Origin of the sequence: Nostoc piscinale CENA21, assembly GCF_001298445.1 — a bacterium.
Taxonomy (GTDB): domain Bacteria; phylum Cyanobacteriota; class Cyanobacteriia; order Cyanobacteriales; family Nostocaceae; genus Nostoc_B; species Nostoc_B piscinale_A.
Map to the genome: position 1 here is coordinate 2,685,486 of NZ_CP012036.1, position 13,136 is coordinate 2,698,621.

At 39.2% G+C, this 13,136-nt stretch carries 6 protein-coding genes, 1 tRNA gene and 2 pseudogenes; 5 read left to right on the forward strand and 4 right to left on the reverse strand.

The window, feature by feature from the left end:
• Window positions 1-248 precede the first annotated feature (248 nt).
• On the reverse strand, window positions 249-2,960 hold the full coding sequence (locus ACX27_RS11760) for a DUF3536 domain-containing protein (RefSeq protein ID WP_062292374.1): 2,712 nt from the start codon (window positions 2,958-2,960) through the stop codon (window positions 249-251).
• Window positions 2,961-3,607: 647 nt separating this feature from the next.
• Between ACX27_RS11760 and cax the strand changes: the two genes are divergently transcribed.
• The gene (gene cax / locus ACX27_RS11765; RefSeq protein WP_062292377.1) at window positions 3,608-4,699 is read left to right on the forward strand and encodes a calcium/proton exchanger; all 1,092 of its coding nucleotides are present in this window, start codon (window positions 3,608-3,610) and stop codon (window positions 4,697-4,699) included.
• Window positions 4,700-5,112: 413 nt separating this feature from the next.
• Entirely contained in the window at window positions 5,113-5,715 is a 603-nt protein-coding gene (locus ACX27_RS11770; protein WP_062292379.1) for a peptidoglycan-binding domain-containing protein, read from the forward strand.
• A 75-nt stretch (window positions 5,716-5,790) separates the two neighbouring features.
• Here ACX27_RS11770 and ACX27_RS11775 read toward each other — a convergent pair.
• Both ACX27_RS11775 and ACX27_RS11780 read right to left on the reverse strand, forming a co-directional pair.
• A pseudogene (locus ACX27_RS11775) lies at window positions 5,791-8,213 on the reverse strand (sucrose synthase).
• 1,156 nt (window positions 8,214-9,369) lie between these two features.
• A tRNA-His gene (locus ACX27_RS11780) sits at window positions 9,370-9,442 on the reverse strand.
• A 129-nt stretch (window positions 9,443-9,571) separates the two neighbouring features.
• On the opposite strand from ACX27_RS11780, the gene ACX27_RS11785 reads away from it, so the two are divergent.
• From ACX27_RS11785 to cobA, 3 genes and pseudogenes are all read left to right on the forward strand, one after another.
• Window positions 9,572-9,952, forward strand: a complete 381-nt coding sequence (locus tag ACX27_RS11785) for a DUF4359 domain-containing protein (protein ID WP_062292381.1) — start codon at window positions 9,572-9,574, stop codon at window positions 9,950-9,952.
• A 59-nt stretch (window positions 9,953-10,011) separates the two neighbouring features.
• Window positions 10,012-10,734, forward strand: a complete 723-nt coding sequence (locus ACX27_RS11790) for a sirohydrochlorin chelatase (RefSeq protein ID WP_062292385.1) — start codon at window positions 10,012-10,014, stop codon at window positions 10,732-10,734.
• A pseudogene (gene cobA, locus ACX27_RS11795) lies at window positions 10,731-11,504 on the forward strand (uroporphyrinogen-III C-methyltransferase); the annotation flags it as partial. The gene ACX27_RS11790 and the pseudogene cobA, both read left to right, overlap by 4 nt.
• Before the next feature lie 350 nt (window positions 11,505-11,854).
• On the opposite strand, the gene ACX27_RS11800 reads toward cobA, so the two are convergent.
• The gene (locus ACX27_RS11800) at window positions 11,855-12,301 is read right to left on the reverse strand and encodes a hypothetical protein (protein WP_062292388.1); all 447 of its coding nucleotides are present in this window, start codon (window positions 12,299-12,301) and stop codon (window positions 11,855-11,857) included.
• Window positions 12,302-13,136 lie beyond the last annotated feature (835 nt).

Here is a 13,136-nt window from a genome sequence, read left to right on the forward strand (position 1 = left end):
ACGTATAGTAAATCTATCTTAAGTATGTTAGATGAGATTGCTACTCAATACATAATTACTAATGTTCCACTTTTGTTTGTGCAGCGATCGCTCCCTTAATTTAGGCTAATAGGAGCGATCATTCCTATATATAGTCAGACCAGATTATTTGGCTGATTAATTTAGTTTTATAGCAATTCTCAATCATTCGTGAATAGCAAGATCCCCGACTTCTTCAAGAAGTAGGGGATCTGAGTTTGAGGAATATACTAATCTAACTGACTTAAAATTGCCCTTACATCAACAGCTAACTTTTGACCTAATTTTAATAACTGCCGACATTGACTAGTATCTTGTTTATTCATCAGGCTGGTAAGACAAGCTGGTGCTATTTGACTGTGCAGACAACTGAAGTATAGTTCTTGAGAACGATAGAGAGAAATACCCAAATTGAGTTGATATCCCACATCAATTAATCTTTCTAATAGTTGGATATCGGTGGCAAAACTACCGTTAGTGTCATGTAATAATTGCCAGAGCGATCGCAAAATCAATTGCTCTAATATTTGCTTACCTTCGGGAATATTTAAGCGACAACGCAGATGTTTGGCTTCTGTGGCGATCGCTTCTAATTCTACAATGTGATTACCACAAGATTGCGGTTCTGTGATGTCTTGCTCTAGCGATCGCAATGTTGTCATACAGCGATATCCTAAAGCAATCTCGGCAGCAACTTGCAATTCTTGGGGTACTTCGAGTTCATCCCGATGAAAGGCCATGAGTACACCGTAGTTTTCGCGGTATGTTTGGGTATACAGTTGGTCGAGTCGAGTTAATGTTTCTTGATTAATTAACCGCATAATCCGGTGGCGTTCTTCGGCAAATAAATTCTGTAAGCTAAAGGTTTCATTGCCAAATACCTGTGTCATCACCAAAATAGTCTGGGCTGCACTGGCTTGCTGGAGTGCGGTAAACAATTTTTCTTTTAACTGGCTGTAATCACGTCGCCCTGTAAACTGTTGAATGCAACAGTGAAAATCCCAACCGCCTAAATGCAGGACTGCAAACACTAAATGTTCGCTTTCCCAAGTAATTTCGGAAACTAATTTTAAATGTCCGACAACTAAAGTCAACGCCCCCATCCGTTGCCGTTGATAGTCTAACTCATGAGTTGTGTAGCAATAAACTCGCTTTTGGCAAGGATGATGCAGTTTACCAGAGGTATCTTGTCCTGGTAAATGGCAAGTTTCTACGGGTCGATGATTATTAAACAGCGAAGTAATGGCATAGTGAGCAGCAACTTGCTTGAAGCTAACTTGAGCGGTGAGAACTAACTGACGATATATTTCACCGCCGTGTTTGAATAAGTCTACATTGCTTGGTGCTAAACCCAAGCGTTTGACGAAGCCTTTTTCTAACTGCACACCTGCAACATCTCCCGCCAGTTCTAAGGCGCGGGCTGCGTAACGCAGAATTTGAGTACCTTCTGGGCGAGATAGTTCTTCAAAAAACCAGCCGCAACTGGTAAACATTAATAAAGAGTGACGCTGCATTTCCAAGAGGCGCAAAGCATCTACTTGTTCGGCAGCGTTGAGTTTGTGGGTTTGATGGCGGGAAAGGAAGCGGCTGACATTGGCGGGTGAGCGATCGCGAATGACTTTGATATACTCATCCCTAGCTAACCAAGGATCTTTGAAGAATTGCTGACCATATTCTTCATACACTTCTACTAACTGATCCCGTAGCCAATTTAAGGCATTACGTAAAGGCCGCCGCCATTTTTGATGCCAAACACCGCCCTCACCACCACAACCACAATCATCTTGCCATCTATCAACACCGTGGGCGCAACTCCAAGCAGTGATAGGCTTGAGTTCTACTTCCCAAGTCGGGGGGTTTAAGCTGAGGTAGTGGGCAAAGTTGGTAACTGTCCAACCATGACGGGGGAATTCGGCTGTAAAGGCGTAGGCGATGGTTTTTTCTGTACCCTTTTTATGATGTCCAAAGGTTTCCCCATCGGTAGCCACAGATATCAATTGGGCGGGACGATGATCCCCACGCACAGCTGAACCTATACGTCCGGCTAAATGATGGGAACTATAGGTGACATCGGTAAAACCCATATCGCGGGATATTGGGCCATCGTAGAAAAAGATATCTATATATTTAGAAGTGTCGGGAGTTGGAAGTGGTGAGTTGAGGATATCCCCCTTTTCAATTCCCCATTCTTTACTTCCTTTCAAATAGCAACGATAGGGACGGGTGGGATCAATCTGACTACCACCAACTTCGTGCCATTCTGGCTGGGGATCATTTTTTGTGGGTAGAGGGCGACAACGTTGTGCTTGGGATGGTGCCAAAATAATGAAACGAATCCCTTCCGCAATTAAAGCTTCTATAGTTGCGTAGTCTACACCTGTTTCTGCCAACCAGATGCCTTCGGGATCACGACCAAAGCGGGATTTGAAGTCTTCTTTGCCCCAGCGAATCTGCGTATATTTATCCCGTTCGTTAGCCAAAGGCATGATGATGTGATTATATACTTGCGCGATCGCATTGCCATGACCTTGCAGGCGATCGGCACTTTTGGCATCTGCTTCTAATATTCGTTGATAAACCTCCACATCATAGCGTTCTAGCCACGACATTAAGGTAGGGCCAATATTAAAGCTGAGATACTCGTAATTATTCACGATCCCCATCACTTCGCCTTGGTCATTCAAGATTCTGGCAAAGGCATTAGGACGATAGCATTCATAGTGAATTCGCTCATTCCAATCATGGAAAGGTGCAGCACTTGGTTGACGCTCAATTGCGTCTAGATAAGGGTTTTCGCGCGGTGGTTGATAAAAATGACCATGCACTGTGACATACACACCAGTAGCTGTTTTCAGGGGATTATGCTGGTGAGTATCTTGGGCAGTGGGATGATTAATAGACGTAGCGCCAGAGCTGGCTGGCAATTCAGCAGCAGAAGTCATGTAGTATATTTATCCAAAACAAAAAACTTGCGGCAACAAGGAAAGGCTTGTTTTCCAACCTCATCTACACAGGCTTGAACACAAAATCCGGTATAGACTAAAACTATGGCTATAGGATACAGTCTAATTCTTGAGAAAGCAGTCTGACTAGAGTGTGAAATCTGCGTTATCTTATCTCTGTTTCTCAAGTATCGCTAAATTTTCAGCTATTTCACAATTTTAGATTTTAGATTGACCCCACAGATAAATCTGGGTATTTGCAACATTTAGGGACTATTGGTCAAAATGAATTGTCTTTGAATCTATTAAACTCTATTTTCTGTGTAGTATGCTACCCGAAAATTGATATTATTGCTACAAAATGTTGCAGAAAATCTGCAAAACACAACGTTAGTTTACATTGTGCATTGATCTGTTTTCATCAATTTTGATAAATTGCCACGAGTTTAGTAAATTCTCTCAATGGGTTAAGTAAAGGTTGAGAGTATCCTATTGGAGTGCTGAGTTATGAGTACTGCGGGGGATGAGGAAGATAAGCAAAACAGGGAAGAATAATTTTTGTTAACTCACTTTACTTGCTTCACTGCCTCATCTTCCCCATATTTCACTCAGAATTTTTCCAGGATAACTTTTACTAAAGTAACCAAATGTCAGGTAAAAACATTATTTTTTTCGTGCTGTTACTGTTTATTCCAGTGTCCCTAGCGGCGCATTTTCTCGAATGGGGAGACTTAATAGTGTTTGTCGCTGCTGGTTTAGCGATTTTGCCTTTAGCCGCTTGGATGGGAACAGCAACCGAAGAAATTGCTGTGGTGGTCGGCCCAACGCTGGGAGGTTTATTAAACGCCACCTTTGGTAATGCAACAGAATTAATTATTGCTTTAATTGCCTTGAAAGCGGGACTGGTTGGTGTAGTCAAAGCCAGTATCACAGGTTCGATTGTTAGTAACTTATTACTTGTGATGGGTCTTTCGATGTTTTTGGGAGGACTGCGCCACAAAGAACAAACTTTCCAGCCGATTGTAGCGCGTGTGAATGCTTCTTCAATGAATTTGGCGGTGATTGCCATGTTACTTCCCACCGCCATGAACTATACTTCTCAAGGAATTAGTGAACAAACTCTGCAAAATCTTTCCTTGGCTGTAGCAGTGGTGTTAATTGTGGTTTATGCCTTGACATTGCTGTTTTCGATGAAAACCCATACCTATTTGTACGATGTGGGTGTGGCTGAGGCGGAAGACAATGAAGGTTCTCACGAGCAACCAAATATTTGGTTGTGGACTGGGGTGTTATTGGTTTGCACGTTGTTAGTCGCACTGGAATCAGAAATGTTAGTAGATTCCTTAGAAACCGCCACATCCCAATTAGGGTTAACAGCACTGTTTACTGGTGTAATTTTAGTGCCGATTGTGGGTAATGCTGCAGAACACGCCACGGCTGTGACTGTAGCGATGAAAGATAAGATGGATCTTTCTGTATCTGTAGCTGTGGGTTCCAGTATGCAGATTGCTTTATTTGTGGCCCCGGTATTAGTCATCGCCGGGTGGATATTTGGTCAACCAATGGATTTAGATTTTAATCCCTTTGAATTGGTAGCCGTGACTGTGGCGGTATTAATTGCCAACAGTATTAGTTCTGATGGTAAATCTAATTGGTTGGAAGGTACTTTGTTGTTAGCTGCATATACCGTTTTAGGTTTTGCTTTTTACTTCCATCCAGTAATTACCAGTATTGGATAGTTATAATTTTTCAGATAGCGATCGCTGTTACTTTGATTTAGCGATCGCTTCTGCTGATAGATAGAATTAATTGTAATTTTGTTCGCTACGTAACCATAATTTTGTATCTTTATTAAGTTTGAAAAATCAAAGTAATTTCTTATTCAAATCTTCTTAACCATCAGAGATACTGCTTCAGATAGAGTCAATTTTTTTATTATCTAGAGTTTATTATTTTCAAGGAAAGCAGGGACATAAAACCAAATCAACGATTCAGCTTCAATTGTGTCAGGCATGATTGAGGATTTCTAGGCGATCGCGGTTGATTATGATTACGCAAAATTATTATATTTTTTATTTTTAGGACACACCATTCCGGAACTACGACAATTTTTCTGTCAAAGGAAATATGGGTGTTAATAACATCAAAAACAATGAGTGATATTGTCCTGCTGATGACGGGCGTGTTAATTGTCAAACAACCAACTCCGTCTCATATCAACCAGCAGCCTGTAATTCAGCTAGACAATGGCGTGCAGAAAACACCACAGGGGCAGTCATCTCAAGTTGATTTAGATAAACAAAACACGCCGTCTGAATTTATACAGCTGCAAGAAAAACACCAAGCTACTCTAGTAGCTTTTAATTCTAATTCTGAAAAAAATCTAGTAAAAAAAACCGACAAAAAACCTACTAAAGACTTATATAGCGTATCAGAATTTAAGAACTTTCAACCTGTAAATATCAAGTTTCCGCGTCCACAACGCCTCATCGCTCAAAAACTGAGTGACGATGAACTTTTATTAGCTAGGTCTACAAGATTAGGTAGCCGCACTGTACCTAATCTACGTTTTGGAAATTCAGGTTTAGCTGTGAGAGTTTTACAAAAGTTACTCATAGCTAATGGCTATACAATTCGTGTAGATGGAGTTTACGGTGCGTTGACAGAAAGTGCGGTCAAAGCCTTTCAAAATCGTCGCAATATCAATGTAGATGGCATAGTCGGCCCAAGAACTTGGTTCCATCTGACAAGATAAAAAGAAAAGTTAAAAGGTAAAAGGCAAAAGTTTATTTTCTTTTGACTTTTAACTTTTAACTTTTGCCTTAAATTATTACCGATATTTATGCTGTTCTAGAAGTTGTTGCGCCCTTGGTTTATAAATTAAGTAAAACAGTGCTTCAAGATAGCGCAATAAATCCTCGCGGTTTTCTTTGGAAGTAAAATTCCAGAAGCCGTAAATTCTTGCTAAAGATAACAGCTTGGTAGTATGAATTTTCCAAGTATATGTGCTATAAACTCGGTCAATCGCTTTTTGAGAAATTGTCTCCCAGTAGTTAGGATTTTGTCCGCATTTGGTAACAAAATCTAAAATCTTTGTGGCTGTTTCTTCTAAATTAGTGGGGTTAATGTAAAAGCCATTAACTTTATCTTGAATGATTTCTAGCGGCCCACCAAATTGAGTGGCAAAAGTTGGTAATCCAGAAATCATTGATTCTAAAATTGTTAAACCAAAGGCTTCAAATAAAGCAGGTTGAACAAAAATACCTTGATGGTCAGCAATTACGCGATAGATTTCGCCAGAATCGCTTTTTGATAAACGTACGCCTAACCAACGAATTTTGCCGTGAAGATTATATTCATTAATGATGTGATAAAGTTTGATAATTTCATCACGTTCTTCGTTGTCGTCTGATTCTTCTGTGCGTAATTTACCCGCAACTAAAATCAAGTTACAATGCTCTTGCAAATCTTTACTTTGACCAAAACATTCGGCTAAACCAGTCAAGTTTTTAATGCGGTCGAGACGCGCCATTGAAAAGATAGGGCGCTTGTTGGGGTCATCGAGTTTGCCGAAAATTTGACTAGAGTCTTCTAAAGTAAATAACATTTCGGCAAGACGATCGCGATCGCTTTCTACCCGTTCTTGAGTGCGTGTGTAGGGGAAGTAATAACTCTCGTTCACCCCTGGTGGAACAACATTAAATTTTGGGCTGAATAACTCAATGCCATTCACCACATGATACAACTCTGGCATGGTGAAGCATTTATAAGATTCGTATTGTCCCACACTATCTGGCGTACCGACAATTTCTTGATAAGTGCTGCTGACGACAAAGTTAGCAGCATTCATGGCTATCAAGTCAGCAGTAAATTGTAGGGAGAAATGATATTTATCTTCTAAATCTTGCCAGTAAAGATTACTAAACAAGTATTTAGATTTTTCTAAAGCATGGGCGATGTTACACTGGGTAACTTTCATCCGTCGCGCTAACAGGAAGGCGACTAAGTTTCCATCAGTGTAGTTACCCACTATTAAGTCGGGTTTACCGTGGAACTCTGCTAATAATTCTCTTTCTGAGTCAATGGCGAAGGTTTCAAGATAAGGCCAAAACTCAAATCGAGAAATCCAGTTTTGGGTCATGTTGGGATTAAATTCCCGCAAAGGTACGCGCAAAATCCAAGCATTATCTGTACCGTGGACTTTCTCTAACCTTTCGTTACATAAAGTACCATCACTATTTGGAATCAAGCGCGAGAGAATAATCACTTTTGGTTGGACGTTGAGTCCTTCTAAACCCGCTAGTAAGACATCTTCTTGTAGCTGCTTTTCTAAATTTCTGGCTTGGTCGAGTACATAAACTACTTGACCACCTGTATCGGGTCTTCCTAAAACTCCCTCTTGTCCAAACCAACCATGTGCGGAAACCAAGACGATTCTAAAAATCATCGGGACGCGGGAAATAAAAGCTTCTTGGGTTTGGGGGTCGGGTGAGTCAATTAATTCGTCTAGTATGTTTAACGTTTCTTGTACCCGTTGGGCGGTATTACCCCAACCTGGTTCAAAACCCATTGTTTGCAATTGAAAGCGAAATTCATCATAAGGTTCATCACTAGGGCGTTCGTTGACAAATGCGATCGCTTTTTTTACTTGCTGGGAAAGTTGCTGCTGTGATTGAATGCGATTATTAATTAGTAGTTGAATGCCGTTATATTGGTGCAGGCGCAGAAAATTAAATAAGCTTTCTAGCCATTGTTTGGGGTCTTGGAAGAGTTTGCTAGAAAGATAACGGTTGAGATACTGCACCCCCTTACCAATGTTTTTGGGGTCGCGGATAACAGGGGTGTAGTCGTAAAAAGGGCCGAAGTCTAATTCTAGCAAGTCGCCTTCGTTGGGATGATATTTGTTGACGAGGCGATCGCGCATATCCAGCAGTTCTTGTACTGTCATTGCTTCCGCCGTCAAATCTGCTGTGAGTCGATACACTTCTTGACTCGCAATGTAAGGGCGGATAATAAAGCAAAAATTGGAGTCTTCTTGAATGATTTCTTGTGTGTAGTAAAGGAGTTTTCCTAAAAGAGATAAAGCATTAAACTTTTCTGGCTTCCCATTTTTGGAGCAATATTCACTATATACCTGGAGTATGTCATTTCTCAGCAAATAATTTTTTTTCTTGTTGGCGTAATTCACTAATGAAAGCACGCAAATCATTTTTTTTCTTCACTTTCTAGAACTGCTTGAATCAATTCAGACATATTCACCTCACAGTCAATAAGTACAAACACGAATAAACACAGATAAACTCTTTCTATCTGTGTTTTACAAAGCGTATAAACTTCTCGCGTGTTCTTCTTTACCTAAAGTATCGAAGACTCAGTACTATTCCCTCTAACTATAGGCGGACAATTTTCCTAACTTTTGGCTGATTCAGTACATTTATTGCTTGAAATGCCTCAATTATCAATTGATATCGAAAAGCGATCGACTGATAAATTATCTCATTTTTTCCTGGCTTAATTTATCAACAAAGGCTAATTAAAAATTAAATTTGGTTTGATTTAACTGTAAAAAAAATCATACTTATTCGGATTCAGTATACTTATCATTTTATATACATTTTATTATAATTATTTATATTAGTCAGTCAATTTTAATCAAACCGAATTTCTATATCAACTGACAAAATTATCACCGGATTTTTAGCAATAAAAATTAATCTTTATGTTATGAAATCAACAATGAGTTTGTATTTAAATCAAATAAAGTCAACTTTTGAGATTCGTGAGAATAATTTAAATTTGTACTCGCTATAATTGCACCACGAAGTAATTAGAAACAGGGACGGTATATATGCAAGATCATTCACATAAATTAACAACTACCGACCACAGCATAGGCAACATTTTAATTGTCTCATTCATGATATTCTGCGGAATGACTTTTATCTTTCTTTTAGGAATTTTCTAACAGTGACATTGGAAAATAAAGGATTTATAGGGAAGCAAACAACTAAATTTGCTTCCCTTTTTAATTGAGATTTATTCACATCTTGCACCAAACGACTGAAGTCGCGGCTACACACACAAAACCCGCCTGTGCGGGTTCAAAAGCCTTAATTTTCTGCTAGTCCGCGTGGTGCGCCAAGCGCAGCGCAAGCGCGATAGGCAGACTACCCTTCGGGAAGCCCTTCGGGTTCAGCAGTTGCTTCAAGTCGGGAAACCCTCCCAACGCACTGCTTCACCGCTTGCGCGTCTACGTTTTTATAGCCGCGAATTCCATTCGTCGGGGCTAAGTGCTTGCTTGCGCTATCCTTAAAATTAAAGTTTTGATAAAAGTGTGACTGGGATAGCTAAAGGTAGTTGTAGCCATTCCGGTTTATAACTTTTAATTAGAGTAATTTATATTATCTAGGGCGAACGATGGGACTCGAACCCACGGATGGTGGTACCACAAACCACTGCCTTAACCACTTGGCTACGCTCGCCATTGACTTATCGATTAATAATCATAGCATCTATTTAGTGATTGAGCAAGCGTTTTTTTTCAAGGAACGGACTTTACTAATGTATAGTCCAGGAACACTAATAGCTATCAGAAGATGAAACTGAGAAATATGAAGCTTTTGACGATGATGGCATTGGCGATCGCCACTAGTATAGCTGTAGTTGGCGTAGCTATGTCTAAAACCAATCCGACATCCAAAGAGTATGAAGATTATGCAGTCAATCAACTCACCCAATATCTCAAAAATGATGTGTGTAAAAAAACCTCAAAGTTAATTGAGAACCTACTTAATTCTCGCTGTGACAAACTTGTTGATTCCACTAATCCCCAAATGCGAGATTTGATCAGAACAACAACGGAACGGCAAGACTTTCTGTTGTTTAGTGTGTATCGTACAGATTTAACCCTTGGTGCTTGGCTACCTGGGTACAAGTTTGAAACAGTCGGAGCTTTTCATAATTTTTATACGTACAGTGCTGAACAGCAATAGCCTTAACTAACTCCCGCATCTAAGATTAAGCTTAGTTAGCAAGAGTTACACCTTTACCCATGTTATCTGCATATCTGTTGGTATCTCACGGAAGCCGTGATCCTCGTCCAGAAATTGCTTTACAGCAATTGACAGAATTAATCAATCAAAAACAGCAAAGTTACTCATCCAGCAAAAAGCTAGTCGGCTTGGCTTACTTAGAAACACGTCCAGAACCTCTGCACATCCAAATCAAGGAATTTGCTCATCATGCTGTTTTGGCTGGATGCGATAGTCTCAAAATCATACCGTTATTTCTGCTACCGGGAGTCCATGTGATGCAAGAAATCCCTGAAGAAGTAGCGTTAGCACAACAAGCCGTGGGCAAAGATTTTAATTTGGAATTACTACCATATATAGGTAGTAACCCTGGTTTAACCAAGTTGTTGTCTCAACAAATGGCTGAAATTATCACCCAAGCCTGGGTTTTAATTGCTCATGGTAGCCGCCGTCCGGGTTTTCAACAGCCAGTCGAAACCATAGCAGCAAATATAGGTGCAGTAGCAGCTTATTGGTCTGTGGCTCCTAGTTTAGAAGCACAAGTAGAGCAGTTGGTAGCGGCTGGTAAAGAAAAAATTGCGATTTTGCCATATTTTTTATTCGCAGGTGGCATAACCGATGCGATCGCTCAACTCACAGAAACGCTAAAATTAAAATTTCCGGCTGTGACTTTCCAATTAGCTCAACCTTTGGGAGCAAGTGCAGAGTTAGCTGATTTGATTTGGGATTTGATGAAGGAATGAACTGCACAGAAAAAGAAGAGCAGAAGAATTTGGGAAAAGTTTATTTAGTAGGTGCAGGGCCGGGAGACCCCGGACTGATGACTCTCAAAGGCAAAAGTTTATTAGAATGTGCCGATGTAGTTATTTATGATGCGTTGGTGAGTCTAGCTATTTTAGCCATGATTAATCCCCAAGCCGAAAAAATCAACGCTGGTAAGCGGATGGGGAGACATTCACTATTACAAGATGAAACCACTCAGTTATTAATAGATAAAGCCCAAGAACATACTATTGTTGTACGACTCAAAGGCGGCGATCCGTTTATTTTTGGTCGTGGTGGCGAAGAAATGGCAGATTTAGTCAAAGCCGGAATTCCCGTTGAAGTTGTGCCAGGAATTACATCTGGAATTGCGGCTCCAGCCTATGCTGGCATACCTTTAACTCATAGGCTACATAGTTCTTCAGTCACATTTGTAACTGGTCATGAGTCTGCTGGTAAGTATAGACCGAAAGTAAATTGGCAAGCGATCGCTCACGGTTCAGAGACAATTGTCATTTATATGGGCGTTCATAATTTGTCGCACATTATTGAAGAGTTAGCAGCTGCGGGTTTAAGTTTAGAAACACCAATTGCGTTAGTGCGTTGGGGTACAAGACCAGATCAAGAAGAATTAATTGGTCAGTTAGGCACCATTGTAGAGCAAGTTGAACAAACAAAATTTGATGCGCCGGCGATCGCGGTTATTGGTTATGTGGTAAATCTGCACGACATACTATCTGGTTGTCGTCCAGAAAATTCATATTTTCATTTAAATACAAACAATCAATCACCTGTTGAATCTGAACCTCAGCAAGAGCAAGTATCTTCATATCAATCTGCATGGTTTAAAGAGATGAGATTTTACCTATCGGTGATCATAGGTTTTATCTTGTTGGTCTTCTATAAAGCATTATTTTCCAGGCTAAGTGTAGTGATTGATATTTTTGTTGTGCTATTAGTTGGTCTACTCATAGCAATTATGGCTGGTTTTCCCGTTAGTCAAGCGTTCAATACCATCGTTAAAAACATATTACAAAGTATCTAAATCATCAATTACACGCTGGCGACTTGACCAAGGTTGGGGCAGTCTACTACTTCCTCTTACCTTGGTAAATAATGAGTTTTGCGAGTTTTTTGGCGTTGATTCCAAGTAATCTTGAGTTCAACTTGTGTTCGAGTTGATTGGCGAATCATTTTGAGATGTTCCCATTGTTGCTCTGAAAATTTTAGTTCAGGGGAACTTTGTAAGACAGAAATAGCTGAAGGTAAACTCTTACCCTGATTCAAATTTGCATCGAACACCTCCCTTTGTTTTGGAGTGAGAATACTTTCGATTTGAGAGCGTGTATCCTGACAAATTTGATTTAGTTCAGATTTCTGCTCTGCTGTTGCTTCTGCTTCTTCTGCTATAAGAGCTATCATCGGACACTGTTGCATTAGTAGATGGGGTTGTGTAACTGAATTAGTTGACAATTGAAAATTCTGTGTCAATTGGCTTAAAGCAGTTGCAGTCATGGCAGTAATGACATGAAATTTTGTCAAAGGCATTGAATGCTCCCACGTATTTTTACTAAATCGCTTCAATTTTAAAGATGTAGTCACGCTTCCCACATGAATAGAAAGTCATGAACATATCTATGAATAAAGTCATAACAAGTTGAAGTATCAAGTTAGAAAGTAAATATAATCTCGTTAAAGATTAAAGTAGAAGTTTAAATTTAATCCAAAGAATATACTCTTAATATCAAGTATATTTTCTAATTTGATTACTTAAGTAAATAAACATCACAACTTACATTAATTTCACATAATGTTTTTAATATTACTAAAATAAAAGCGGATAATTAAAGACTGTATACAATGAAATATACTTATTTAATCGACTTTTGCTTTAAAAATTTGAATCTTATGATATTATCAGCATTGCGTAAATTTTAATTAATATATTCTGTAAATTCATAATTTTTTTACGTAAGAATACTGTCAGTAATAAGTTATTGAATTTCCATAAATATGTATAAAAAAACGCATTATACCACCTTGTGTAAATCAATTTTTTATTATTTTTGATAAATCGTCATAACCTTACTCGTTAATAATTTATTTAGAATCCAAAAAAGCTAAGTTATACTACTTACTAGTTCGATAGAATTAACCTTACTCATAGAGGATGTCTGAAAACTTTTTAATGTTGTAATGAACCTTGACAGATTACTCTAAATTCCCCTTAAAAAAGGATACTTAGGAGCATTTTGAGTGGTGAGTATAGGTACTGATAACCTCTCAAAAATTCTCTGAAAAGCATATTTTCAAAGCCTTCTTGACTATTAGCAACAAGTATTAGATTCTCTCAAATCCTCCCCCGAAAGAAGAGTCAGTTTGT